The sequence below is a fragment of the Bacillus cereus group sp. Bce041 genome (genome assembly GCF_052646455.1).
Genome location: NZ_JBQXON010000003.1, coordinates 1 through 25,698 on the forward strand (window position 1 = coordinate 1; position 25,698 = coordinate 25,698).

Consider the following 25,698-nt stretch of genomic DNA (forward strand, 5'->3'; position numbering starts at 1 on the left):
ATATGCCAAAGAAAAAGGCATTATCACAAGCATGTCTCGTACAGGAAACTGCCATGATAATGCCCTCATAGAATCCTTTCATTCTCATTTGAAATCCGAAGGATTCTATGCACAAAATATAAAACAATCGAATAATGCTAGTATAATACAAACTGTGGATGAATACATCCACTACTATAATAATGAACGGATTCAGAGGAAATTAGATAATATGTCACCTATAGCTTATAGGAAACATGTTATCTAGGTGTTTTTTCTTTGTCTCACCAAATGGGGCCAGACCATCCCCATTAACTCACATATACATAGACTTTATTTGTGGATTTCCCATTTTTCATTGTGAAATATACATTTAAAAAGCGTACTCGAAAATAAGATATTATTTGTAATCAGAACATTTTCTTCAACAAGTGTTTATTGAAAAATACCATAACTAGTAGTAGTTCTCTCCACTTTCTCTTAAAAATTAGCATAGTTTGTATGAATTCTATATCGAGTAGAAGACACTCTATCATATAAAGATAAAATAGTAGGTTAATAAACAAGCCATTTTTTTATTAAAACATAGAATAATATGAACACTATTGAAAGGAGGTAGAAATAAATGTCCTGGAAAAATGATTGCTGGAGTTCTCAGAAAAAGCATTGTTGTGATGATAATTGGAGTTCTCAGAAAAAGCATTGTAATGATGATTGGTGGAAATCTAAAGAAAAGTGTCATTGTGATGACGATTGGAGTTCTCAGGAAAAACATTGTAATGATGATTGGTGGAAATCTAAAGAAAAGTGTCATCGTGATGATGATTGGAGTTCTAAACGAAATAAGTGTCGTTGTAAATGTTTCTTTATTTGTTGCCATTGTAAAAGAAAAAATTGGTAATATTTTTAATGTCAACGTAAAGGAAAGAATATGTCTTTTGGAACCAATCGGACTTTTCCGGAAAGTTGATCCCTCACCTACTTCCTTGCTTTTGCTGAATTTTTAGATGGGGGCATTACTGCCCGGCAAATACTAGAATGTAATATATAAAAAGCTGACTGCTTATAGTCAGCTTTTTATATATTAACACGTAAAGGTTTAAACAGACATATAAGCAGTCACGCTTTGTCATCACCTTGTTGTTGTAAATTAGTATTTCTACATTGAATAGACATTCCATAATATCGTATTTTGATTAAAACTAAAAAACATACTTAACACTAATAGTAAAATTTTTCTTCTTCATCAAATTCACTTCTTTTCTTTTTATAAACATAAAAAAAAGGATCTCTATTTATATAGAGATCCTTTCTAACTTTATAATTTACTAGACTGTAACCCCTGAATAAACGGAACTACCTCAGGATTTACAAGCGATGATAAATCACCTAATTCTTTTCCTAAGTAAGCTGCTTTAATAACACGGCGCATTACTTTAGAATTACGTGTTTTCGGTAAATCTTCTACAACGTGGATGTCTTTAGGACACAACGCTTTTCCAATATGAGAGTTTACTAAACTCATTAATTCTTTCTTTAATTCTCCTGTGAATGTTACATGATCTCTTAACACTACAAAACAATGACAAACTTCACCTTTTACTTCGTCAGGTACACCAATTGCAGCAGCTTCGATTACATCGTTATGTTTCACAAGAATAGATTCATATTCAGCAGGTCCAATACGTTTACCTGCAATATTTAACGTATCGTCTGAACGCCCTGTGATGATATATTGTTCACCATCGTAAATGACCCAGTCACCGTGGACCCATTTATTTTCAAAACGCGACCAATATGTGTTTACGTAACGTTCATCATCTTCCCAGAAGCTTTTCGTCATACCTACCCAAGGTTTCTCTAAGCATAATTCTCCGACTTCATCTCGAATTGGTTTACCTTGATCATCCAGTACGACAGCTGCCATTCCTGGTAAAGATGCGTTAAAACTAATCGGTGCTATTGGCTTAATAAGAACATTACCGAAAATCCCACCAGAGATTTCAGTTCCACCTGAGTAGTTACAGATTGGGACATTTCCTTTTCCAACTGTTTCAAACAGCCACATCCATGGATCAGGATTCCAAGGTTCTCCTGTTGATGCGAATACTTCCAAACTCTTTAAAGAATGTTTATTGACATACTCATCACCTTTTGCCATCAATGCTCGGATTAACGTTGGCGAAATACCTAGATGAGTAATCTCATATTTATCAACTGTCTCCCATAACCGGTCTGCTTCTGGGAAGTCTGGAACACCTTCGTACATAACCATCGTTGCTCCATTAATGAGTGAACCGAATAATAGAAACGGCCCCATCATCCAGCCCATATCAGTTACCCATAATACACGATCACCTTGTTTAATATTCATTCCAAATCCTGCATCAAAAGCTGCTTTCAAAGGAAATCCTGCATGCGTGTGTACTGTTCCTTTCGGCTTACCAGTCGTTCCTGATGTATAAATGAGCATTAATGGATCATCACTTTGCATTTCCTCGGCATGTATGAATGGTTTTTCTTTTTCTAGCGTACTCCACGAAAAATCATAGTTATGTGGTGTAAAATCATTTCCTGCATGACGAACGATAACAACTTGTTCAACAGTTGGGCAATACTCACAAGCTTTATCTACTTCATCTTTTAAAGAAACAATTTTACCGCGGCGTGAAAATCCATCTGCGGTAATAATCATTTTTGAACCTGCCGCTTGCACACGTGTCATGACTGCATCAGACGCAAAGCCTGAGAATATTGGTGAAATAATTGCTCCGATTTTCATTACAGCTAGCATCGCAACAACTGTTTCTGGAATCATCGGCATATAAATTGTTACACGGTCACCTTTCTCAATACCCGCGTGTTTCAAACCATTTGCAACACGACTTACCCAGTTGTCAAGCTCTTCATATGTAAATGATTTTGAAGTTCCATTTTCCCCTTCGTACTGAAGTGCTGGCTGTATTCTCGTGTCTTCATCCGCAAGCCAGCGGGATAAAGCTGATTCTACAACGTTACATGTTCCGCCATTATACCACTGTGCAAACGGTGTACCATTTTCTAAATCTAACACGTCTGTATAAGGTTTCATCCATTGATAGCCTACTGCCTTTTCTGCCTCTCCCCAAAACCAAGCTGTTTCCTCGATAGATTTATTATAAAAAGTTCCATAATCTTCATATCCCAATGATTTCATCCAACCATATAAACGTGTTTTTTCCTTGTACTCTTCTGTTGGAAACCAAACTGCTTGTTTCAATGTTTTCCCCTCCTTAACTTTTTGAGCAAGAAAGCCCTAAATAGGGCTTTTAAACTGGATATACAGGATGTTTACGATCCGTGAATACTTGATATTTACTCATATACATTTCGAAACGTCCTTTTAATTCTTCACGTAAATTGTTTGGATGAACAATACCATCAATCACCATCTCTGATGCTAAATGATAAATATCAATATCTTTCTTATACTCTTCACGTTTTTCAGCAATGAAGCTAGCACGCTCTTCTTCTGGTAAAGCTGCAATTTTATTTGCATATACAGCATTAACCGCAGCTTCTGGACCCATTACCGCAATAGAGGCTGTCGGTAATGCCAGGCAACAATCTGGTTCAAATGCTGGACCTGCCATCGCATATAAACCAGCACCATATGCTTTACGAACAACGATAGAAATCTTCGGTACAGTTGCTTCACTCATTGCAGAAATCATTTTTGCACCATGGCGAATAATACCAGCACGCTCTACTTTTGTTCCAATCATAAATCCTGGTACATCCGCAAGGAATAATAATGGAATATGATATGCATCACATAAATTAATAAACTTAGCAGCTTTATCAGCTGAATCATGGAATAATACGCCGCCCTTCATACGCGGCTGATTTGCAATAATACCAACAGGCTTACCATCAATACGTGCTAAGCCTGTAATTAGCTCTTGAGCAAATAATTTTTTCACTTCATAGAATGAACCTTCATCAATAACTCTATTAATGAGATCTTTCATATTGAAAGGAGCATTTTGATTTTCTGGAATGATTTGTTCTAACGTTTTATCGAATTGTTTCGGTTCTTGAGGTGTAACCAATGGAGTCTTTTCTAAGTAGTTATTTGGAAAATATGAAATGTATTGTCTTGCTTGTGTAATCGCATCTTCTTCTGTCTTGCATAAAACATCTCCGCATCCTGATACAGAGCAATGCATACGAGCTCCGCCCATCTCTTCTAAAGTTACCTTCTCACCGATAACCATCTCAGCCATACGAGGAGATCCTAAATACATAGATGCATTTCCTTCTACCATCATTACAACGTCGCAAAAGGCTGGAATATAGGCACCACCAGCTGCAGAAGGTCCAAATAATAAGCATACTTGAGGAACTTTACCTGATAATTTCACTTGATTATAGAAGATTCTTCCTGCACCACGGCGCCCTGGGAACATTTCTACTTGATCTGTAATGCGCGCTCCAGCAGAGTCGACTAAATAAAATAACGGAACACGTAGTTTTTCAGCTGTTTCTTGAATACGTAAAATCTTTTCAACTGTGCGTGATCCCCATGATCCAGCTTTTACAGTAGAATCATTGGCCATTACACATGCAGTACGACCATGTATTTTACCCGTTGCCGTTACAACGCCGTCCGCAGGTAAGCCTGTTTGTTCACAGTTAGCAAATAATGCATCTTCTACATATTCGCCATTATCAAATAGAAGCGCTAAACGATCTCGAACAAATAATTTTCCTTTTGCTTTATTTTGTTCATGATACTTTGGTGCGCCGCCTTGTTTAATCGTTTCAACTCGTTCTTCAAATGAATTAGATTGTTGTTTTTGATCTAACATATTTACTCCCCCTTATACGTTGGTGTGCGTTTTTCCTTAAATGCTTGTAATCCTTCTAATCTATCTTTCGTATGGATTACACCTTCATACGCTTGTTTTTCCATTTGTAATCCGGTATGTAAATCAACTTGAATACCATTTGAAATTGCCTCTTTTGCTAATCGAACAGCAATAGGTCCATTACTAGCAATTTTCTCTGCTATTTCAATCGCTTTCTCTTCAAGTAAATTAGCTGGTACAACAAATTCTACTAAACCATATTCTTTTGCTTCTTGCGCTGAAATACGTCTACCTGTATAAATTAATTCTTTCGCTCTACCAACACCAATTAATCTCGGTAAGCGCTGTGTACCACCCGCTCCTGGTATAATTGCAAGTGTCGTTTCAGTAAGACCAAGACTTGCAGATTCAGCAGCAATTCTAAAATCACAAGCTAAACTTAATTCCGTACCACCACCAAGTGCGATTCCATTTATAGCAGCAATAACTGGCTGTGGTAATTGTTCAACCATCTCCATAGTCGTGCGAATCATACTAACAGCATGGCGAACTTGTTCCTCATTCATACCAGCACGTTCTTTTAAATCAGCACCAGCACAAAATGCTTTTTCACCAGCACCTGTTAGAATAACTACACGCGTATTGGACTCTTCACTTATTTGAGTTAATATGTTTTGTAACTCTTCTAATAACGCTAAAGATAATGAGTTTGCTTGTCTTTCACGATATAACGAAATCTTTACAACGTGAGGTGTTACATAATCAACTGAAATGTTTTGTAATTGTAGCATCTTCTCACCTACTTATCGTTTTATGTTGAAGCGCTCTATACACATGACTCGGTAATTGGATATTTAGCTTACTTTGAATAAATTGACTAGCTCGCAATAACTTTTCTTCGTCTATATTCGTTTGAACTCCTAATTTATGGAGCATATGTACTAGGTCATCAGTAGCAACATTACCTGATGCTCCTGGTGCATAAGGGCAGCCCCCGAGTCCACCACAAGAACTATCAAATGTTGTAATACCGTATTCTAATGATTTAACTACATTTGCTAGAGCCATTCCATACGTATTATGAAAATGCATGGCAAACTGCGAAGCATCATACTTCTTTAATAGATGTTCTAATACTTGTTCTACTTGTAATGGATTCGCTACACCGATTGTATCCCCAAGAGAAACTTCATAAATGCCGTATGAAAATAGTTGATTACATAATTCGTCAACTGCTGTGACACTTATATCCCCTTCATAAGGACATCCAAATACAGTAGAAACATAACCTCTTACCTTTTTCCCTTCGAATAATGCCTGTTTTGTTATATCTTCGATTACTACTAACGCTTCTTTAATCGATTTATTAATATTACTTTTATTATGAGATTCACTTGCTGATAAAAAAACATTCACCTCATCTACATTTTGCAAAAAAGCTCGTTCCAAACCATTTTGGTTCGGAACAAGCGCAGCATATGTAACATTTGGATCCCTTTTCAGCTCAGAAAACACATCATTTGCATCCGCTAATGCTGGGACCCATTTTGGGTGAACGAATGAGGAAACTTCAACATACGACAATCCTGCTTCTGTAAGTAGTTGAATCCATTTTACTTTATCTTTTGTGCCAACAATCTTTTTTTCATTTTGTAAACCATCACGTGGTCCTACTTCTTTAATGACAGCAAAATTAGGTAGTTTCAATTCGCTTCCCCCTATATCTCCCTATTCAATTTCTAATAATACATCTCCTTCATTTACAAAATCGCCTTCTTGCACATTAATTTTCATAACTGTGCCGGCTTCTTCTGAAATGATTGGAATTTCCATTTTCATAGATTCTAAAATGACGACATCCTGCTCTTCCTCTACTGTATCTCCTACTCCTACAACAATCTTCCAAACGTTTCCTGCCATCGATGCGTATACTTTCGTCATCATTTTTTCCCCCTTAATATTGTTAGATCTTATTTTTTAACGAGTTGTTTCGTTACAAAACCCGTTGTATAAATACCCGCTTTGAACACTTCGTCTTCCAAAACTTGCAGTAGCATTGGCGTGTTCGTTTTAATACCTTCTACTTTTAATTCTTCTAGAGCATCATGTAATTTCGAAATTGCTTCTTCACGAGTCTCGCCATGTGCAATGACTTTCGCAATCATTGGATCATAGAAAGGTGTAATCGTTACATGATTTTCTAAGAAGTGATCAATTCGTACATTTGACGGTAATGTTAAATCTGTAATTTTCCCAGGTGACGGGAAGAATGTTTTCGGATCCTCTGCATAAATACGAGCTTCAATGGCATGACCACTACGTTTTACATCATCCTGAGTAAATGATAGTTTCTCTCCACTTGCGATAAGGAGTTGCTGTTCTACAAGGTCTAATCCCGTAATTTCTTCTGTCACTGGATGCTCTACTTGTAATCTCGTATTCATTTCTAAGAAATAGAAATTTTTCTGATTATCTACAAGAAACTCAACTGTACCTGCATTTGTATAGCCAAGTGCTTTGGCAGCTTGTACAGCAACTTCTCCCATCGCCTTTCGTGTACCTTCATCTAAAAATGGTGAAGGTGCTTCTTCGATTACTTTTTGATTTCGGCGCTGTACCGAACATTCACGCTCCCATAAATACACTGTGTTACCATGTGTATCTGCTAAAAGCTGAATTTCAATATGATGCGCATCTGCTATATATCGCTCTAAATACATTTCTCCGTTACCGAAGAAGTTTTGCGCTCTTGTTTTATTACTTTCAAACGCTTTGTTGAGCGTTTGCTCAGTTTCCATCAACTGCATACCAATGCCTCCGCCGCCTGCGGATGCCTTAAGCATTAATGGATAACCAATTTGTTTTGCAATTTCAATTGCTTCTTCAGCAGTTTCAATATTTGTAGTAATACCTGGGACTACTGGGACATCTGCTGCTTGCATTGCGATACGTGATTCAATTTTACTTCCCATCTTCGTAATGATTTCTTCTGAAGGACCGATAAATACGATTCCTTCTTCTTTGCAGCGAACCGGAAAAGACGGATTCTCTGATAATAAACCATAACCTGGATGAATGGCTTCTGCATTTGTCTTCTTAGCTATTTCAATAATTTTTTCAAGGTTTAAATAGCTTTCTTGAACACGCGGTCCACCTACTAAGTAAGCTTCATTTGCCATTTTCACATGAAGGGCATTTTCATCTGCTTCAGAATAAATAGCAACAGTGCGAATGCCAAGTTTTTGACAAGTTTTCATAATACGAACAGCGATTTCCCCGCGATTCGCAATTAATATTTTTTGAAACATAGTGATTCCTCCCTTTTATCTACATCCTAAATGTCTAGCAATTACGAGACGTTGAATTTCAGAAGTTCCTTCACCAATTTCTAATAGTTTCGCATCACGAATATGTCGTTCAACTTCATATTCACGCATATAACCATATCCACCATGAATCTGTACTGCTTGATTCGCAATACGGCTTGCTGCTTCCGATGCAAATAGTTTTGCCATTGCCGCTTCTTTGCCGAAAGGTTTATCGTTATCTTTTAACCAAGCTGCTTTATGTACTAAATTGCGTGCTAGCTCTACTTCAGTCGCCATATCAGCTAATTTAAATTGAATCGCTTGGAAATTAGAGATTGACTTTCCAAATTGTTGACGTTCTTTCGCATATTGTAATGCACGTTCAAAGGCTGATTGCGCAATACCAACTGCCAATGCTGCGATTGAAATACGCCCTCCATCAAGTGTATATAAAAATTGTTTAAAGCCTTTATTTACATCACCAAGAATATTTTCTTTCGGTACACGAACGCCATCAAGTACGATTTCACAAGTATTAGAAGCGCGAACACCCATCTTATCGTAAGGACTTGAAATCGTTAATCCTTCACTCGTAGTAGGCACGATAAATGCAGAAATACGTTTTCTACCATTCTCTTCAATACCGTTGACAGCGGTTACAATAATTGTATTTGCATACTCTGCGTTTGTAATCCAACACTTCTCACCACTGATTACATACTCATCACCATCTAATACCGCTTTCGTTTGAGTACCACCTGCATCTGATCCAGCATTCGGCTCCGTTAATCCGAAGGCACCTAATGTTTTACCTGACGCCATTGGAACTAAATACTTTTGTTTTTGTTCTTCTGTACCGAAATAATAAATTGGAGAAGCACCTAATGAAATTGTTGCAGCATAGCTTAAACCGGTGCCACCACAAGCGCGACCAATTTCTTCAACTGCTAACGCATACGATACCGTATCGCCACCTGAACCTCCATACTCTTCTGGGAATGGGATGCCTAATAATCCTAGTTCGCCCATTTTTTGAAATGTTTCATATGGAAACTCTGCAGTTTTGTCATAATATACAGCTTTCGGTGCGATTTCCTTTTCAGCAAAGTCACGTACCATTTCTTTAATCATTTGTTTTTCGCGAGTTAGAGTAAATTCCATTCCGCTACACACCCCTTATCGAATATTGAGTTTCGACAGCGTGCGAGTTTCTACTACAAACATAACAACTTAAAAGACAAGAATATTAGTTAGACAATTGCTACAATTCTGTCATAACTTAATTTTAAAACAGATTCTGTACTAATGCACAAAAAAATTCCTACATTGTTCTACAACAACATAGGAGATTTTGTGTCGAATTATGTAATTTATTGTTTAATAATCTCTACCTTTTCCCGAATCAGAAATTTCTACTAATGCTTCAGGGTATGGTTCGAAATACGTTTGTCTTAATAAATACTTTTCATCAAATCGAATAGCCCATGATTTTAATATTGTAAGTAAACTACTAAGTGGTATTTTCTTTTCTGCATACTTTTGTAACAGTTCTATAAAATGATCTTTTTCTTGTTTTTTTAACTTTGTTTTAAAATATCCAAAAATGTGCTCGCATACATTTACATTCGATGTATAACGGGGCGCACGCATAAATAATTCATATAAAGTCTTCTCATAGTTTTCAAATACCACTTCAATCTTTTCATTTTTGTGATTTGCAATTATACGCCCTAATTCCTTTTGTTTCACCTGATTATATGCCATAAATAAATATTTATTGTCCGACTGAAACGATACAAGTTCTTTCATATTTTTATTGTGTTTAATCATTTTGTAATATGCGATTGTAAATAACCTTGTAAAGAAATGCTCTCTAATAATAAAATTCGACAATCTACCTTCCTCTTCAATAGGAAGATGCGAAAATTTTTTTACTACTGCTCCGCCAAATAAGCCAGCTCCTTTTCCCTTTGCTGGCGCTTTTTCAAAACCAGAATAAATTTTCACATCACGCGTACCACAACTTGGTGAACGATTCTTTAAAATAAAACCATCCACATCCGGTATCGTTTGTAAAAAGTCATTTGAAAACTGCTCCATTTTTTCAGTTACATCTTCTCGTGTCGACGTTTGCACAAGTCTATTCTCACCATTTTCTTCTACAATTCGTATCGTTTCACGAGGAGTCCCCAATCCAATCTCCACTTCTGGACAAACAGGTATAAATGTAACAAATGGCTGCAAATTTCGTATTGTTACATCTGGAATCATCTCTCCATTATAACGACAAGCATCAAATTCTAAACACTTACTTACGACGATTGTAGGTTTTGCAAATTGTCGCATCTTATTACCTCCTTATTGCTAGCCCGTATAATATAAATTGTACTAAGATTAACATTTTAAGCAAAGTTTGATTCAGTTATTTTTATGAGAAATATATATCCAATGATATATTAACAATCATTCAACTCTATTTTCTATAAATGTGCGCCCTATTAATGAGGGTTTAGATATTGTGAAATGAATAATACACACATGCTTCGGAGAAATTAATGATTAAGAAAGGAGGGATTGTTATGAAAAAGAAATTATCATCTATTTTAAGTGTTTTAGCACTATCTATTATGTTTTTAGGTACATCTACGCAAGCTGAATACGATGGAAATAATATGAATAGAGTTAATAACACTGATATTTCAACTCGAGTAAATGACAATAACTTAGACAGAGTTAATAATGATGTAAGAACTCGAAATGTAAATACAACAAATGATTTAAATGATAATCGTGATAAAAATAATAATTGGGCTTGGCTTGGTTTATTAGGACTAGCAGGATTATTAGGTCTTAGAAGAAGAGACAAAGAAACACGCTGATTTAGAATGTTTTTAGTAAACAAGTACTTATTTATCAAAAATATATAATGAAAATAAATCGCCTTTTTAAAGGCGATTTATTTTTACTAAAAAGTAATGTATGTATTTCACACTTCAACGATTAAAATCGTGGAGTTAATCCATACAATATAAATTGAATCGTATTTTCAATTTCCGCTTCATCATTCCATTTTTCTTCAGGCAATAATAAAAATCGTGTTAATAATAAACCTAATACAGCTGATAAAGTAAGACGTAGTACGGAAGATGGTGGTATCTCAATAATTTCCCCTTCTTCTTGAAATTTCACAATCAACTTTTTGAAATGTGAAAACAGTTCTGTTTCTACTAATTGCTGTATTTCATTTTTCAGTTCTGGTTGGAATGGCACCTCTTGAATTAATATTTTTATCATAGGAAAGTGTTTTTGAGCAAATTTAAACCTATTATGAATTACAACCCTTAAAAGTCCTTCGTATGATTCATAATCCGATTTAAATATTTCTTTTGCAAAGGTTTGTACGAAAAATGGTGCAGCGAACTTAGTTAAAGTTGGCATTACGACCGCTAGTAATAAATCTTTTTTTGTTTTATAGTAGCGGAAGATGGTTCCTTCCGCTACACCAGCACGCTTTGCAATTTCACTTGTTGAAGTTGAAGCGTATCCTTTTTCTCCAAACATATCAACAGCCGCCTCTAATATTCGCATTTGACGTTCATTTCGTTTATCCGTATTAGTTGCAGCTATTAATTCCTCCAGCCAATCCTTCTGCATTTATAAAGCTCCTTTTTGTCATTATTATATTTTGCGATGTTTCTTTAAAGCAAATACATTTCCTACTGCAAATAATAGTGAAAAAAGTAATAATACAGTAAGATCTAATACAATCTCTGTAAACCCTTGATTCCGAATCATCACTTGTCTCATTGCGTCAGCGCCGTATGTGAGTGGAAATACTTTCCCTAACATTTGTAGCCACTTGTTCATAGATTCCATTGGAAACAATCCAGAAAAGAAGATTTGTGGCACAATAACAAGCGGTATAAATTGAATCATTTGAAACTCATTATTTGCGTATGCCGATAAAAACGTACCTAATGTTAGTGCAGTTAAAGAGAGCATACATGTAATAAGTAACGTTAGCCATATGGAGCCAGCTACGTATAAATCTAAAATATAAACGGAAAAACTTACGATAATAATGGATTGTATAAAGGCAAAGATTCCAAAACCAATAATATAACCTGCGACTATTTCCCATCTTCTTACTGGGGTGGATAATAACCTTTCTAGCGTACCACTTAAACGTTCTCTTACGAAAGATACACCTGATAATATAAATACAAAGAAAAATGTAAAGAAACCAATTAATACAGGACCAAGCCCATCAAACATCGTAAAGTCTTTAGAGCCATGTAAATAATTTACTTCAGGTTTCATAATCGATACATCATTCTTCTCTGTGCTTTTTTGCAATACTTGAAGTACAGCACGATTTTTTGACGAATCACTACCTTCCAACAGAAGTTTCATTTTTCCATTCTCTATTCGAAATACTGCATCTACCTTTTGTTTTTCCAACTCAGAAATCGCCTTTTCCTTACTGTATTCATAAATTGACGCTTCTTGATTTTTCATCACTTTTACTATTTGAGCGGGCATATCAACAACAGCAATTTGCGGTATATAGTCTTTCTGTGTAAACACTAGTGACAAAAGCCAAAGTAATAACATCGGTGCTCCAAACATCATTGCTAACGAACGCTTATCTCGAAAAAATTGACGAATAATACGTATGATTACACCAGTAACTCTCATGATGGCACTACCTCTTCTAGCAAAAAGACATCTTCAATCCGTCCAGATGACACGCGTTTTTTCAATTCTTCAGTTGTTCCAACCGCAACTAGTTTCCCTTCTCTAATTAACCCTAGACGCTCACAAAATTCAGCTTCATCCATAATGTGCGTCGTTACAATAATCGTTGTGCCTTTCTTTTTAAGATCATAAAATTTTTCCCAAATCGTTTTTCTAAGAAGCGGATCTATCCCCACTGTAGGCTCATCTAAAATTAATATTTCTGGTTCGTGAAGGAGCGCTATTGCTAATGATAAGCGTTTTTTCATTCCACCTGAAAATTGTTGTACTTGCTTTTTCATATACTGTGACAATTGTACAAGTTCAAAAACCTCTGCAATTCTTGTCTTTTTACGTTTTCCCTTTAGTCCATACATCGTTGCTATAAAATCTGCATTTTCATATGCTGATAATTCTTCGTATAATGCATCCGCCTGGGCCATATAACCAATTCGTTTCATCTCATTTAAATTAGGCATATTAGTATTATTAACAAGCACTTCACCTTTCGTTGCCTCATTAATACCTGCAATCATTTTAATGAGCGTTGTTTTACCCGATCCAGAAGGTCCAACAAAACCAAAAATCTCTGCTTTTTCAACTTGCAATGAAAGATTGTGTAACACTTCTTTTTTTCCAAAACTTTTTGATACAGTCCGTAAAATAATTGAAGGTTGTTGCACGTTTCATCCTCCTTTTCTAATAAAAATGAGTGAGTACTCACTTTTATTTTACTCTTGCTTAATTATATGTCAAACTTCGTTGATTAGTATGTATGTTCAATCACCGATATTAAACAATGAAACAGAGTCGACATTAGAATTTCATTTCCTAAAGTCGACTCTGTTTCATTTAAACTATAAATTTCACTTTACGTTTTTAAATTCATATACTTCCGAATTCTAGCAACGTCTAAAGAATATTCGATAACTAATTGCTGTAACGGTAAAATAACTGTGTCAGGATATAAATGTGCATATTGTAATGTTTCTGCATATTTTTCTAACCTTTTTTCTAAATACTTTATTATTTGATCAGGATGACTTACTAATAAACATTTACAATAATAATGGATTTGTTCCTCAATCGCCGTGTATTCTTCAATTTCATATTCTTTATGCATGTGTACACCCCTTTAAGTTTTTTATATGAATTACTTATCACAATTTTCACTCGACAAATTTTAAGTTTTTTGATTATTTACACTATAACAAACACTGAGGGTCAAATTTTGTTACTTTATGTAACGTAGAAAATTTTTAACAAAATTGTAATGTTTACTCCTGCAAAATACAGAAAGCCCCTTTACTCATTTTTGTATAAAAAAAATCGTACAGCTTAATTTAGCTGCACGACTACAATTTCTGGCCTATTCAAAATCCTTTGCGGAATGATACTATTTCCTAATCCTCTACTCACTACCATTGATGTATTTTGTTCTACATATAAACCCGCTGTATATTTAGGTAAAACACCTTGATTTGGAGCAACTAATCCACCGATAAATGGCAATCTAACTTGCCCTCCATGAGCATGTCCCGATAAAACCAAATCCAACCGCTCATTCGTATATTCCTTTATAAATTCAGGCCTGTGGGATAATAATACATTATATCTATCTGGCTGCATTTCAATTTTTGCTTTTTTAATTTCATCTATTATAATATTTCCTTCATCACGGTTTCCAGTACCAAACTCTGGATCATCAATACCTAGCAAGTTTATCTCTTGCTCACCCTTTCGAATGACTACATGTTCATTCCTTAAAACATTGACACCATATTTCTTCAACTCTTTTTCTAAACTGTTATACTTTCCAGACCATTGTTCATGGTTTCCTGTCACAAAATATACAGGATACTTCTTTACCATTTCTCGTATTAATTGCATACTAACTTCTGCATCGTATGATTTACTGTCAATTAAATCACCCGTAATTGCAATAATATCTGGGTCTATACTTTTCATTTTTTGAATTAACACATCTTGATTATCGCCAAATTTTTTATTGTGTAAGTCTGAAATTTGTAGAATTTTATACCCTTTAAAAGAGGATGGTATTTTACTAGAGGTTATTTTAATCTCAGTTATACTTATTAAATTGTTCTGTAAAAATAAAAAGATACTACAACCTACTAATGTAGCAATAAGTAATATACTTCTTTTAATCTTCTTGCTCATATTCCCTCCTAAAATCTTCATCAATACTACAATTCTCAAAAACATTTCAATAGATTATTCTTTTTATCTAACGGTTCTCTTTTAAAGTGAAATCGATTTAACTACGATAATCAAGTACAAGTTTCTAATTTTAGGAACTGAAGAACTTATATCACTCTGTTGAAGTAAACATGCCCGGTTCTGTTCTAATCGTAACTCTATCATATAACATTAAAGCCGAAATTCCCAAGTTAAGGAATTTCAGCTTTTTGAGTTCGTATGAATATCTTAGTTTTAGTTCTATGTACCTTGCAGTTATACAACTTAGTACATATCAGTTGTATATCTATATGTGGTGAGGTTTTTATCTTTTTCAATAATCAACTATGTATAAAATATTTAAGTTAGTTAATACCCTTAATGGATATCATGCTTTTTAAAGTTTCCGCCTTGTACTTCCGCAACATCATATACATTGACAAAGGCATTTTCATCAATTTCATGAATAAGTTCCTTCATTGTTTCTAAATTTTATAATTATGTAGCGTCCTTCCATTCAGACTTCAATATTGAATATTGATATTCATCAATCCACTGGCCTTTTAGCATGTAATTCTGCAATAAATGACCTTCTCTCCTCATCCCCACTCGTTCTAGTACAGAAATAGACTTATTATTTCGAACGTCCGAAAATGCAATCACCTTATGTTTTCCTAATGAATGAAATATGTAACTCAATAAGGCACAAACAGCTTCAGTTGCATAGCCTTTTCCCTGATATTCTGGAGAAAGAGTAAATCCGATTTCTACGATGCGAGGTTCATTTACAAGTGTGTGAAGTGCACAATCTCCAATTATTTTGTTATTTTCAGTTAAAGCAATTGCGAACTGGAACCAAGTACCTGGTAGATTAGGATTATTTTTAACTTGTTCATTTACAAACGTTTTAGCCTCATGATATTGATAATTAACCCATGACTGAAATTTAGCCACTTCTGGATTAGAACGATAAAAATGAAAGTAGTTAGTGTCATCCATACTAAACCTTCTCAAAACAAGACAATCTGTTCTCCCAAAGACTTGATTGTCATTCTCCATAGCTATTCACCCTCTTTTCTACATTAATTATATCTTTATAATACATAGGTATAAATAGGTATAAATAGTTTACATGCTTATAAAAAAAGCGATTCTTTTCACATTAAAAAGAATCGCTTTCCAAGTTCTTATTTTTAATTATATTACATAAAGAATTGAAAGATTATTACTTAAGAGCCTTAACTATAACTTCCGTTGCCTCTGCAATGAGTTGATTATCATAGGTAGCCTCTTTCTCATCTTTACTAGATAAAATTGCGATGATAATTGGTGCTCTATTTGGAGGCCAAACGATAGCAATATCATTTCTTGTCCCGTAACTGCCAGCACCTGATTTATCTCCAACTACCCAGTCAGTTGGTACGCCTGCACGAATAAGTTTGTCCCCTGTAGCATTTCCTTTCATCCACTCTGTAAGAATTTTACGTTTTTCAGCTGGAAGTGCATTTCCGAGCGTAAAAGCTTTAAGATTCGTAGCAATTGCTTTCGCTGTACTAGTGTCACGAATGTCTCCTGGAATAGCTTCGTTTAATTCTGTTTCAAAGCGATCAGACATAGTAACCCGATCCCCCATCTTTCTAAGCGCTTTTTCATATCCTTTAGGTCCGCCTATTTTATTAAATAAAATGTTCCCTGCAGTATTATCACTTGAACGAACAGCAGCCTCAGCAATTTCTCCTAGTTTCATTCCAGTATCTACATGTTTCTCTGTAACAGGTGAATAATCCACTAAGTCTTCTTTCGTAAATGTGATTACTTCATTTAATGTATCAATTGAGTTTTGCTGTAGTAATACTCCTGCTGCTAAAGCCTTGTAGGTTGATGCGAAGGCGAATCTTTCGTTAGATCGATAAGAAATTGTTTGATTTGTACCAGTATCAATCGCATATACACCTACCCGAGCATCAAATTTTTTCTCAAGTTGAGAGAACTCTTTATGCGTCGCCTGATTTGTATGTTTCACTTGTCCAGTCTTTTCTTTCGCTTCAACTTGCAGTGCCCCTCCTGTAAAAGCTTCTAGGCTTGTAATACTTAAACCTAATATACCAACGCATATTCCTATTTTTAGCATCCTCTTATTTTTCAAAATCATCATTCCTTCCAAATTTTTAGCACCTTTTTATACGTACACATAATAGACAATCACCTAACCAAATTTGTTCCATAAACTAAAAAAATTATAGCTAGTATGAGAGTTATTAACAAAATAAGAGATAGTAGCTACGACGCCTCTATCTCCTATTTCATATTTCATTTTTTTACTTATAAATGGCTTTATATGAACAGGGTCTTTCCCTGAGAAAAGTACTCTAATTTTGCTTAGAACTACCTGTACTAGTAGCTTCACCATGTATACGTTGCTGTTTCAAATCAAAGTATACATCTAAAACTTCCTTTCCAATTATAGAATTAATTCCATTTTTATCATCATGAAGCCATGGAACTACTACAGAAAATGCTACTTCTGGATTATCATATGGAGCATATCCAACTAACGTTAAGTTGTAACATTCCATACGTTCTCCTTTTGCATTTCTACCAATCGGGTCATCTCCACCATATACAGTTTGGGCTGTTCCTGTCTTTCCTGCTGGTTTATATGGCGCGTTTTTGAAATATTTCACGCCAGTTCCATCACCTTCTTGGAATACCCATCTAAACCCTTCTTTTATCCGATCAATATGTTCTTTCTTCATATCAATTCGATTTAATACGACAGGCTCTATGGAACGTATAACTTTGCCAACCTCTTCTTTTATTGATTGTTCTCGTATTTCTTGTACAATTTGAGGTTGCATTCTATAACCACCATTCGCAATCGTTGAAATATATTGCGCTAATTGCAACGGCGTATACGTATCATACTGACCGATAGAAAAATCTAGTAAAAACCCAGGTTGACTATCTACTTTTCTCGTTTGTCCAATTATTTCATTCGGTAAATCAATACCTGTTGGGACACCTAAACCAAATTGCTTGAAATAATAGCGCATCGTATCAAATGCTCCTTGTTTAATATCCAATGAGCCATTTGGTACGTAATTAACTCCCGCAATTTTTAAAGCTGTCTGGAACATGTATACATTCGAAGATACTTGTAAAGCCCGTAAATCATTAATATTACCAAATCCGGATACATTCCACGATTTCTTAGCTTGTGTACCTTTAAATTTCATCGGCGCGTCATAAAATTGATCTCCTGGATGTATTGCGCCTGTCTCATATCCAGTTAATAAAGTAGCACCTTTTACAGCTGACCCTAGCTCATACGAAGTTGTCATGTTTCCTAATGCCAAATCCTCAACCTCTATTTTCCCTTCTTTTTCTACAATCTTTTTGCCTGCCATTGATAAAATTTGTCCGTTATTTGGATTCGTCATGACAACAAAAGCTCGATCGAGCAGTGGCTCTGAACTCTTAAAAGCTCTCAAGTTTTTCTCTATACTTTCTTCCACTTTCTTTTGTAATTCCATATCAATCGTTAATGTTAAACTATTACCACTTTTTCCTTTAGAGATTATTTCTGTGCTAACAATGTTTCCTGATTTATCAGTAATATTTTTCACTTCTTCTTTTGTGCCGTGTAATACATCTTCATATCGTTGTTCAATATAACTTTTTCCAACACGATCATTACGGTTATATCCACGTACTAAATAAGAATCTAAATTTTCTTTCGGTAATCCTTCTTCACTACTCGTAATATTTCCTAATACAGAACGAAATAAATTACCGTTTACATAATTACGTTCCCAATCAACAGTTGCATCTACTCCTGGAAAATCCGCAAGATTTTCGCTTATCCGCGCATACTCTTCATCTGTTACATCTTTTTTAATGATTTGTGGTGTTAGTTGATAACCTGAACTCATTTTACTTTTAATAGCTAACACCTTTAAATCTTGTGCTGTTAATTCTGCTAATTCTACCTCTGTAACACGACCTCGTCTTAAGTCTTCTATTTTTTTATCTAACTCTTTTCCCTCTATACCCTTTTCTTTAAACTTTTCTATATCTTTCTTAGTAATCTTTGTCTCCGCACGTTTCGAATTCAACTGCATCCAAAAATCTTTTTTATCGATATCTGTTAATTTATTTATATCTTGTTCAGGCATTTCAAGTACTTTCGCCAAGTCTTTTGCTGTTTTTAAAATATCTTCACTCGTAATTCCCTTCACCCTTGTATACGTAATTGTGCGAAGAGATTTATTATTAACAACTGTTTTCCCTTCTCGATCTAAAATTTGTCCACGTGGAACTGGAATACTAGTTATTGCATTTTGACTACTTTCCACTTGGTTCTTATAAGCCTCTCCCTCAACGATTTGTACCTTTCCTAGCTGCATAATAATAGCTGAGAATAGTACAAATATGCAAAGGAACATTATATTTAATCGAATAGATATATATGTCTTCTGCTTCTTGCCTTTTTGTTCTTTCATAAATCCTCCATTTAATCCTTTCAGAAATTGCTACAAATACTAAAAGCATTCCTTCTATATTAGATACCGATAATCGGTTATAAATATCGCCTCAATTTTTTGCTTAATCCTTGTAAGCAACCATTCCTTTTCGTTTAGCTACGGAATTAATAACTCTCCCTTCCTGTTTTCTCTCTATTTTTTTGCCACTTGCATGAGAAGTGCTAAACTGTATAATGACTCTTATTAAACTTACATATAAACTTGCTAGTAAATTTTCATGCTAATTATTCCTTTCTTCATGCTGTAATACTTAATAGACAACCTAAACAATACAGTTGTTCCACATTTACAAAAAAAATAATTAAATATAAGATGAAATAGGCTACATAAGGGAGGGTTATATGTTACATACAAAAAGATGGAGATTTTTTGCGGTTTTTTCTATCGTAGGTTTGATTTTACTAATTTTATTAAAAATCAACTTCATTTCAATTACTATCGCAACTTCTTCAGCTGAAAGAGGAAAGATTTTTGATCAAAATGGTGTAATACTAGCTACAAATAAAAAAGTTAAGTCTCTATATTGCACTTCTAATGACGAAAAGCTATCGAAACAAGATACATCAAACACATTAGCTTTTTTTAATCAATTTTCAAGCCAGTTTCAACATGATATTTCTACAGAGAACATAAAATCTCAATTACAACAATCTTGTAAAAAGCAGACTATGAATGATATACCGTTATACTCTGATATAACTGAGAATGAACTTGCATTCATAAACAAAAACAAACCCAATAATGTAATAATTAAAGATGAATGGATTCGATATTATCCTAAACACGAAATTGGTTCACAAGTAATTGGGTATGTAGAAAATGACCTTAATTCAAAGCATAAGGCTGTTGGAAAAAGCGGGATTGAGCTGCAATATGAAAATGATTTAAAAGGAAAACCAGGTAAAACTCTTATTTTTAAATTGAATAATAAAAAATTCTTATGGAATATTCAAAAAGTACAAAAAGGTAAAGATGTACGGCTAGCTTTAGACTCTGAGTTGCAGCAAAAGGCAGAAGAAGCATTAAGATCTCAAATTAAGAAAACACCTGATGCTAAAGCTGGTTATGCTGTAGTAAGCGATGCAAAAACTGGCGCAATTTTAACTATGGCCAACACGGCAGTTTTTGATCCAAATATATTAAATACACGTGTATCTTCTAGAAAAGAAAACATTAACTCTCTTTCGCAAAATAAAGCAATTCAAAAATTAAAGTATGGTGAATCTTATGTAAATATGGCTTCTACTATAAAACCACTCACTATTTTAATTGGATTAAACGAAAAGCTTTTCCAACCCGAAGATACTTATTTAGATAAAGGGACTTTTCAGTATGATAATCAAAATAACATTACGAATGCACCTGGAACGCCAACAGGTGAGATTACACCGAGGCAGGCTATCATTAATTCATCTAACACATTTATGACAGCAAAAGTAGCTCTGCCCCTATTCAACCAAAATAATGGGAATATAGAAAAAGTGGCACATATATGGACAGATTATTTAATGCAATTCGGCCTACGTTCTAAAACCGGGATTGATTTACCCTTTGAAGAAGACGGACAATATGAATTCCATCCATCTAATAAGTTTGAAAATGGAATCTCCGCTTTATTAAACGCCTCTTGGGGAGGAAATGAAGTTCATACCCCTCTTCAACTCGCTCAATATGCAGCAACTTTGGCAAGTAAAGGTGATAAATATAAACCTCAAACTGTAAGTGCAATTATTAGTCCGGACGGTAAGGAAACAAAAAAGTTTAAACCAATTTTAGAAAGTTCAAATCGTTACCCGATGAACTTTTGGAGTGTCGTACAAGGTGGAATGAGTCAAAATATAGAGGAAATTAAAAAGTTGCCCTTTGACGTCGCAGGTAAAACAGGTATTACAGGTTTTCCGAATGAGCAAGAAAGAATGATAAATCATTCTCTTTTCATTGCATATGCTCCTACCGAAGATCCACAAATTGCCGTTTCTGTCGTTATTCCTGGTAGTAATTCAGAAAAAAACATCGCTGCTCTCGTTACATCAGAAGTTTTAAAGTCTTGGAATATACTTCAAAAGAAGGATAAAGATAAAGAGGAAGGTTCATTAAAGTGAACCTTCCTCTTTTACCATATAGATTCTATATTCGTTATTTCCCATATACCTTCATGATTCTTTTCGAACATGAAAGAATATTTAATATCAGTTAAAATATACTTTTTTTGTACATATCCAGTAGTATCACCGTTAATAGTCGATATTTTTATATATCCATCATTCTGCACTTTTTCCGGGATCCAAGCTTTTACCATTTCATTAGATACTTCATATAAAACTTTTGATTCTCGGTTTGGTTCAGCTAAAATTTTCGTTTTGTTTCCAGTAACAGTTGCATATATAAAGTGTTCTTGCTTTAATTGATTACTTTCTGTCATTCCACTTGGCACTTTGTAAACTTTCTTCTTATCATTTACAAATTCTCCCCCCATTGCAAGGGCGACTTGCAACTCATGAAAAATATCTTCATCAAGCTTCAATTCATCCTTCTTATAACTCTTCCCTTTAAATAGAACTTCATCATTTAACGCTTTGTACAAGTCATTTTCATTTTTTGAGTTCGTACTTTGATATAGTTCATTCATAAATTGTTTTAGTGATGGATCTTGAGCAGACTCATCTTTTGTTTTAGGCTTAATTTGAGTACTACTTTGTACTGGTGATTTATTATCATCAGGCCAAGGTTGTTGAACAATAAAAAATAACATTGTACAAATCAACACAACTACAACAGGCAATACTTTTTTACGAAATGGTCTCTTATTTGTTACAGAATCCACTTCACTATTTTGATATACCGATTGCTTTATTTTAGAAATAAATTCTTCTTCATCTTTACGATTCTCCATTGGGCCTTTTTTTATTTTTCTATACCAGTCAGGATTTTGTTTATTGTTCATCACTACTACCCTCCCCTATTAATTTTGAAACCTTACTTCTCGCTCTACTTAATCTCGATTTTACAGTTCCAATGGATACTCCTAATGTTTCAGCCATTTCTTCATATGATAATTCATATTTTGCGTCCAATATAATTATTTCACGGTGCTTTTTAGGTAGTTTTAATACAACCTTCCACACCTCATTCATCTCTTCTTGGTTAAAAAATTCTTGTTCTGCTGACAGGGATTGCTTATCGTCACTAAAAAATCCTATTAAAGATATCCTTTTAAAATAGGAGGATTTCAAATAGTTTATTGCCGTATTTCTTGTGATTTTTAAAATCCACGTTTTAATAGATGACTCCTTTCGAAATGAATTCCAATTTTTAAACACCTTTATAAATACATCTTGCGTGATATCATCTGATAAGTGTGGATCTTTCGTAATAATAAATGAATAATTCCATACATCTTGCCAATAGTCTTTTATAACATAGTCCAGCTCATCATGATTACACTTTTCAATAAACGTCTGTTCCATTTCCACACCTCAAACTTATTTGAATAAACATAAAAACTGCCCTCACTTTTATTATGGTTTCAATATATAGACAAGATACAAGTTTCATTTGTTCCATTGTTTATCTTTTTTCAAGCAGAATAATACTACTAAAAAACAAGTAAAGCATACAATGATAAAATTCTACTCATGAAAATCTGTTTTTTGAATTTAACGTAACACTCCACTTGTCCATTTCAACTTGCTATACTCTTCTATTTATCATTAGCAATGCCAACTTTTCAGAAATGAAAATTAAGATAAGGTATTAACTTTCTAGAGTCGCAACAAAAAAGCATTCTCGATTAGAAAGAATGCTTTTTTGAAATTTCATTGCTCTATATTTTCCCCAATTTATATCTTTGAGTTAAGCAAACATGTAATAAATGTAGTCAAAAAATTCACCTTATAATTAAGTATTATTTCTGAAATACATGTTTTACTTTTTCACCTGGAACGTTACTTCCCCCTCTTCCTTTTACATCTTCAATCATCATTGTAACAATCATGTCTGGCGCATTTGCATCGAAAGCTGCGAACCATCCCAGTTCTTTTCCGTCTGCTTCTTTCGACTCTTTCAGTTCTGCTGTACCAGTTTTACCAGCAAGCGTTACACCATCAACCTTTGCAATTCTCCCTGCACCATCAGGGTCATTAATGACTTTGATTAATGCACTCTTTAATATTTCTTGATTCTTTTTAGAAACCACATTTTCTTTCCAATTCCCTGCTACTTTTGCTTCTTTTAAAAGATGTGGCGACGGAATATTCCCTTCATTCACAATCGGTGCATATGTTAATGCTAAATGAAGTGGCGTCATTAATACTTGTCCTTGTCCATAGCCCGTGTCTGCTAGTTGAATATCGTTTTTTATCCTATCTTTTGCAATGATTGAAATAGGAAATTCGTATTCGATTGGTAATTTTTCATAAAATCCGTACTTTTTAAATTCCTTTACATACTGATCTTTTCCCATTTTCAAAGCTTGTTGAGCAAAATAAATATTATCAGAATACTTCATTGCCTTATCAAAATCAATTGGACTTGCATCCTTTACACGCGTTACATAGTAATTTCCCCAAGATGAATCTTTTGTCCACTTCAATCCTTGAATTTTAAATTCTTCCTTCGGATTTATTGTGTTTGTTTCCAAACCAATTGCACCTGTGATCGTTTTAAATACGGAACCTGGTACAAATGCTTGTGTAAAGCGATTCGTCATTGGTAGTTTCGAGTCGTTACTCCATGCTTCTCGTTGGGCTTTCGATGCTCCTCTAACTATTATATTTGGATTATAAGCAGGGCTACTTACAAGTGCGATTGTTTCACCTGTTTTAGGATTGACCGCTGCACTAGACCCTGCTTCAGTTTTCATCTCATTAAAGATTTTTTCTTGAATTGCAGCATCAATTGTTAACGTAACATTTTCTCCTTCTTTTGCTTCTTTTTTTGCTACGTTTTTAATCTCTTTCCCCTTCTCATCTTCTATAAATACGCGTCCACCCTTTTCACCACGCAATTTATTTTCTAACACTTTCTCTAAACCAGTCTTACCTACTAAATCATCTGCTTGATAACCTTGTTTTTGAAGTGATTTTAACTCCTCCGCATTCACCTTTCCTATATATCCAGTTAAGTGTGCCGCTGCTTCACCTAATGGATACGTACGAATATTTACTGGGTGAGATGAAACTCCTTCTAATTCAATATAATCATTCTGTCTAGTTCCCTCTTTTAAAATGCCAATTGGTACAAAGGAGTCTGGTTTTATCCATTTCGCTGTGAGCTTTTGTTCGACCTCTTCTATAGACATATCAAGTAATTGTGCTACTATTTCTTTCGTTTGCGCTGCTGTTTCGCCTAGTTTCTCTGGAATAATTCCAACCTCAGTCGCTTTACCATTCGTTGCAAGCCCTTTTCCATTTCGATCATATATTTCTCCGCGTTTTCCTTGCTCTATTTGCATACGTACTTTGTAATCTTTTTTCATACCTGGAAAGATGAAGTCTGGTGTCCAATCTATTTCCCAAGACTCTTTATCTTTCACAAGTTTTGCTTCATGGATGAATGAAACTGGTCCTACATCCGTATCCATCTTAACTTCAAAAAGAAAAAGCTCTTTATCTTTCGTATTCTCTCCTTTCATTTTAACTTTTAAATTATTAGCTCCAATCCCCTCATAGATTTTTTGATATTTTTCTGTGAATTCTTTTTTAGAAATCGATTTTTTGGCATGGTCTGATAAATGATCATACATATTTGCAAATTTTCTATCATTCCATAAATTGATATATTCTTCAAATGCTTGTTTTGGTGGTTCGTTTTTATTACATCCTACCAACAAAACTGCGAAACAAACGAAAAGCAGCATCCATAATTTTTTCAATTCAATCTTCTCCCTTAGTTAAAAATGATGATTCCTTTCGTAATTTATTTAATAAAAAATGTTTTAACGCTTAATAGACAGTGTAAGTAATGACATTGTTCCATATTTACAAAAAAATTAATATCTATGTTCATTTTAATACAAAAAAGGCAGGCATAAATATATGCCTGCCTTCCGTTCCCAAAATCAATTACACCCTAAAACAACGT

23 protein-coding genes and 1 pseudogene are annotated in these 25,698 nt (G+C 34.5%); 4 read left to right on the forward strand and 20 right to left on the reverse strand.

Translation table 11 applies throughout. The annotated features are described in order from the left end of the window. Positions 1 to 247, forward strand: a 247-nt coding sequence (locus ACUN13_RS11690; RefSeq protein WP_445423784.1) for an IS3 family transposase, incomplete at its 5' end; no start/stop codon positions are given. 337 nt (positions 248 to 584) lie between these two features. Continuing rightward, positions 585 to 986 carry a hypothetical protein gene (locus ACUN13_RS11695; RefSeq protein ID WP_445423785.1) on the forward strand — a complete coding sequence of 134 codons (402 nt, stop codon included), beginning with the start codon at positions 585 to 587 and terminating at the stop codon, positions 984 to 986. Positions 987 to 1,297: 311 nt separating this feature from the next. Here the strand turns inward: ACUN13_RS11695 and ACUN13_RS11700 are convergent, their stop codons facing one another. From ACUN13_RS11700 to ACUN13_RS11735, 8 genes are all read right to left on the reverse strand, one after another. Then, positions 1,298 to 3,238: an AMP-binding protein gene (locus ACUN13_RS11700; RefSeq protein ID WP_025689312.1), complete on the reverse strand. Its 1,941-nt coding sequence runs from the start codon at positions 3,236 to 3,238 to the stop codon at positions 1,298 to 1,300. Between the two features lie 49 nt (positions 3,239 to 3,287). After that, positions 3,288 to 4,829 (reverse strand): acyl-CoA carboxylase subunit beta, encoded by a 1,542-nt coding sequence (locus ACUN13_RS11705; RefSeq protein ID WP_000886744.1) that lies wholly within the window; start codon positions 4,827 to 4,829, stop codon positions 3,288 to 3,290. Positions 4,830 to 4,831: 2 nt separating this feature from the next. Continuing rightward, positions 4,832 to 5,620 (reverse strand): enoyl-CoA hydratase, encoded by a 789-nt coding sequence (locus ACUN13_RS11710; RefSeq protein ID WP_000939818.1) that lies wholly within the window; start codon positions 5,618 to 5,620, stop codon positions 4,832 to 4,834. A gap of 4 nt (positions 5,621 to 5,624) precedes the next feature. Then, positions 5,625 to 6,536, reverse strand: coding sequence for a hydroxymethylglutaryl-CoA lyase (gene mvaB, locus ACUN13_RS11715; protein WP_000775436.1), 912 nt, complete (start codon positions 6,534 to 6,536; stop codon positions 5,625 to 5,627). A gap of 21 nt (positions 6,537 to 6,557) precedes the next feature. After that, complete coding sequence (locus tag ACUN13_RS11720; RefSeq protein ID WP_001987345.1) at positions 6,558 to 6,773, reverse strand: acetyl-CoA carboxylase biotin carboxyl carrier protein subunit; 216 nt, start codon at positions 6,771 to 6,773, stop codon at positions 6,558 to 6,560. A gap of 26 nt (positions 6,774 to 6,799) precedes the next feature. After that, positions 6,800 to 8,137, reverse strand: coding sequence for an acetyl-CoA carboxylase biotin carboxylase subunit (locus ACUN13_RS11725; protein ID WP_445423786.1), 1,338 nt, complete (start codon positions 8,135 to 8,137; stop codon positions 6,800 to 6,802). Positions 8,138 to 8,152: 15 nt separating this feature from the next. Further along, positions 8,153 to 9,298 carry an acyl-CoA dehydrogenase gene (locus ACUN13_RS11730; RefSeq protein WP_000397279.1) on the reverse strand — a complete coding sequence of 382 codons (1,146 nt, stop codon included), beginning with the start codon at positions 9,296 to 9,298 and terminating at the stop codon, positions 8,153 to 8,155. Between the two features lie 216 nt (positions 9,299 to 9,514). After that, a complete protein-coding gene (locus ACUN13_RS11735) occupies positions 9,515 to 10,483 on the reverse strand; it encodes a YbgA family protein (RefSeq protein WP_088344632.1) in 969 nt (322 codons plus the stop codon). 233 nt (positions 10,484 to 10,716) lie between these two features. Between ACUN13_RS11735 and ACUN13_RS11740 the strand changes: the two genes are divergently transcribed. Continuing rightward, positions 10,717 to 11,016 (forward strand): WGxxGxxG family protein, encoded by a 300-nt coding sequence (locus tag ACUN13_RS11740; protein WP_000728157.1) that lies wholly within the window; start codon positions 10,717 to 10,719, stop codon positions 11,014 to 11,016. 121 nt (positions 11,017 to 11,137) lie between these two features. Here ACUN13_RS11740 and ACUN13_RS11745 read toward each other — a convergent pair whose 3' ends face one another. The 9 genes and pseudogenes from ACUN13_RS11745 to ACUN13_RS11785 form a co-directional block, all read right to left on the reverse strand. Further along, the gene (locus ACUN13_RS11745) at positions 11,138 to 11,791 is read right to left on the reverse strand and encodes a TetR/AcrR family transcriptional regulator (protein WP_001168184.1); all 654 of its coding nucleotides are present in this window, start codon (positions 11,789 to 11,791) and stop codon (positions 11,138 to 11,140) included. Positions 11,792 to 11,815: 24 nt separating this feature from the next. After that, entirely contained in the window at positions 11,816 to 12,835 is a 1,020-nt protein-coding gene (locus ACUN13_RS11750; RefSeq protein WP_025689303.1) for an ABC transporter permease, read from the reverse strand. Beyond that, positions 12,832 to 13,557, reverse strand: a complete 726-nt coding sequence (locus ACUN13_RS11755; protein WP_001187071.1) for an ABC transporter ATP-binding protein — start codon at positions 13,555 to 13,557, stop codon at positions 12,832 to 12,834. Before ACUN13_RS11755 ends, ACUN13_RS11750 begins: the two co-directional genes overlap by 4 nt. 188 nt (positions 13,558 to 13,745) lie before the next feature. After that, the gene (locus ACUN13_RS11760) at positions 13,746 to 13,997 is read right to left on the reverse strand and encodes a hypothetical protein (protein WP_000548621.1); all 252 of its coding nucleotides are present in this window, start codon (positions 13,995 to 13,997) and stop codon (positions 13,746 to 13,748) included. Between the two features lie 215 nt (positions 13,998 to 14,212). Further along, positions 14,213 to 15,055, reverse strand: a complete 843-nt coding sequence (locus tag ACUN13_RS11765; protein WP_025689289.1) for a metallophosphoesterase — start codon at positions 15,053 to 15,055, stop codon at positions 14,213 to 14,215. 396 nt (positions 15,056 to 15,451) lie between these two features. Beyond that, positions 15,452 to 15,553 (reverse strand): annotated as a pseudogene (locus ACUN13_RS11770) (DUF2179 domain-containing protein); the annotation flags it as partial. An 18-nt stretch (positions 15,554 to 15,571) separates the two neighbouring features. Beyond that, positions 15,572 to 16,132, reverse strand: a complete 561-nt coding sequence (locus tag ACUN13_RS11775) for a GNAT family N-acetyltransferase (RefSeq protein ID WP_025689288.1) — start codon at positions 16,130 to 16,132, stop codon at positions 15,572 to 15,574. 166 nt (positions 16,133 to 16,298) lie between these two features. Further along, on the reverse strand, positions 16,299 to 17,225 hold the full coding sequence (bla, locus tag ACUN13_RS11780; protein ID WP_025689286.1) for a class A beta-lactamase Bla1: 927 nt from the start codon (positions 17,223 to 17,225) through the stop codon (positions 16,299 to 16,301). A 217-nt stretch (positions 17,226 to 17,442) separates the two neighbouring features. After that, entirely contained in the window at positions 17,443 to 19,575 is a 2,133-nt protein-coding gene (locus tag ACUN13_RS11785; RefSeq protein ID WP_048656287.1) for a peptidoglycan D,D-transpeptidase FtsI family protein, read from the reverse strand. A gap of 383 nt (positions 19,576 to 19,958) precedes the next feature. Between ACUN13_RS11785 and ACUN13_RS11790 the strand changes: the two genes are divergently transcribed. Then, on the forward strand, positions 19,959 to 21,719 hold the full coding sequence (locus ACUN13_RS11790) for a peptidoglycan D,D-transpeptidase FtsI family protein (RefSeq protein WP_025689281.1): 1,761 nt from the start codon (positions 19,959 to 19,961) through the stop codon (positions 21,717 to 21,719). Between the two features lie 11 nt (positions 21,720 to 21,730). Here the strand turns inward: ACUN13_RS11790 and ACUN13_RS11795 are convergent, their stop codons facing one another. The 3 genes from ACUN13_RS11795 to ACUN13_RS11805 all read right to left on the reverse strand — a co-directional run bounded on the left by ACUN13_RS11795 (position 21,731) and on the right by ACUN13_RS11805 (position 25,489). Continuing rightward, a complete protein-coding gene (locus ACUN13_RS11795; protein WP_025689279.1) occupies positions 21,731 to 22,561 on the reverse strand; it encodes a hypothetical protein in 831 nt (276 codons plus the stop codon). After that, positions 22,551 to 23,084 carry an RNA polymerase sigma factor gene (locus ACUN13_RS11800; protein ID WP_000438330.1) on the reverse strand — a complete coding sequence of 178 codons (534 nt, stop codon included), beginning with the start codon at positions 23,082 to 23,084 and terminating at the stop codon, positions 22,551 to 22,553. Before ACUN13_RS11800 ends, ACUN13_RS11795 begins: the two co-directional genes overlap by 11 nt. 437 nt (positions 23,085 to 23,521) lie before the next feature. Continuing rightward, positions 23,522 to 25,489, reverse strand: a complete 1,968-nt coding sequence (locus tag ACUN13_RS11805; RefSeq protein WP_088344623.1) for a penicillin-binding transpeptidase domain-containing protein — start codon at positions 25,487 to 25,489, stop codon at positions 23,522 to 23,524. Positions 25,490 to 25,698: the final 209 nt, after the last annotated feature.

What these genes read in the sequence shown, in the direction of transcription:
- ACUN13_RS11705 (WP_000886744.1), bottom strand. Translation starts at nt 4,829, where the DNA reads ATGTTAGATCAAAAACAACAATCTAATTCATTTGAAGAACGAGTTGAA.
- ACUN13_RS11710 (WP_000939818.1), bottom strand. Translation starts at nt 5,620, where the DNA reads ATGCTACAATTACAAAACATTTCAGTTGATTATGTAACACCTCACGTT.
- ACUN13_RS11720 (WP_001987345.1), bottom strand. Translation starts at nt 6,773, where the DNA reads ATGATGACGAAAGTATACGCATCGATGGCAGGAAACGTTTGGAAGATT.
- ACUN13_RS11725 (WP_445423786.1), bottom strand. Translation starts at nt 8,137, where the DNA reads ATGTTTCAAAAAATATTAATTGCGAATCGCGGGGAAATCGCTGTTCGT.
- ACUN13_RS11730 (WP_000397279.1), bottom strand. Translation starts at nt 9,298, where the DNA reads ATGGAATTTACTCTAACTCGCGAAAAACAAATGATTAAAGAAATGGTA.
- ACUN13_RS11735 (WP_088344632.1), bottom strand. Translation starts at nt 10,483, where the DNA reads ATGCGACAATTTGCAAAACCTACAATCGTCGTAAGTAAGTGTTTAGAA.
- ACUN13_RS11740 (WP_000728157.1), top strand. Translation starts at nt 10,717, where the DNA reads ATGAAAAAGAAATTATCATCTATTTTAAGTGTTTTAGCACTATCTATT.
- ACUN13_RS11745 (WP_001168184.1), bottom strand. Translation starts at nt 11,791, where the DNA reads ATGCAGAAGGATTGGCTGGAGGAATTAATAGCTGCAACTAATACGGAT.
- ACUN13_RS11750 (WP_025689303.1), bottom strand. Translation starts at nt 12,835, where the DNA reads ATGAGAGTTACTGGTGTAATCATACGTATTATTCGTCAATTTTTTCGA.
- ACUN13_RS11760 (WP_000548621.1), bottom strand. Translation starts at nt 13,997, where the DNA reads ATGCATAAAGAATATGAAATTGAAGAATACACGGCGATTGAGGAACAA.
- ACUN13_RS11765 (WP_025689289.1), bottom strand. Translation starts at nt 15,055, where the DNA reads ATGAGCAAGAAGATTAAAAGAAGTATATTACTTATTGCTACATTAGTA.
- ACUN13_RS11775 (WP_025689288.1), bottom strand. Translation starts at nt 16,132, where the DNA reads ATGGAGAATGACAATCAAGTCTTTGGGAGAACAGATTGTCTTGTTTTG.
- bla (WP_025689286.1), bottom strand. Translation starts at nt 17,225, where the DNA reads ATGATTTTGAAAAATAAGAGGATGCTAAAAATAGGAATATGCGTTGGT.
- ACUN13_RS11785 (WP_048656287.1), bottom strand. Translation starts at nt 19,575, where the DNA reads ATGAAAGAACAAAAAGGCAAGAAGCAGAAGACATATATATCTATTCGA.
- ACUN13_RS11790 (WP_025689281.1), top strand. Translation starts at nt 19,959, where the DNA reads ATGTTACATACAAAAAGATGGAGATTTTTTGCGGTTTTTTCTATCGTA.
- ACUN13_RS11795 (WP_025689279.1), bottom strand. Translation starts at nt 22,561, where the DNA reads ATGAACAATAAACAAAATCCTGACTGGTATAGAAAAATAAAAAAAGGC.
- ACUN13_RS11800 (WP_000438330.1), bottom strand. Translation starts at nt 23,084, where the DNA reads ATGGAACAGACGTTTATTGAAAAGTGTAATCATGATGAGCTGGACTAT.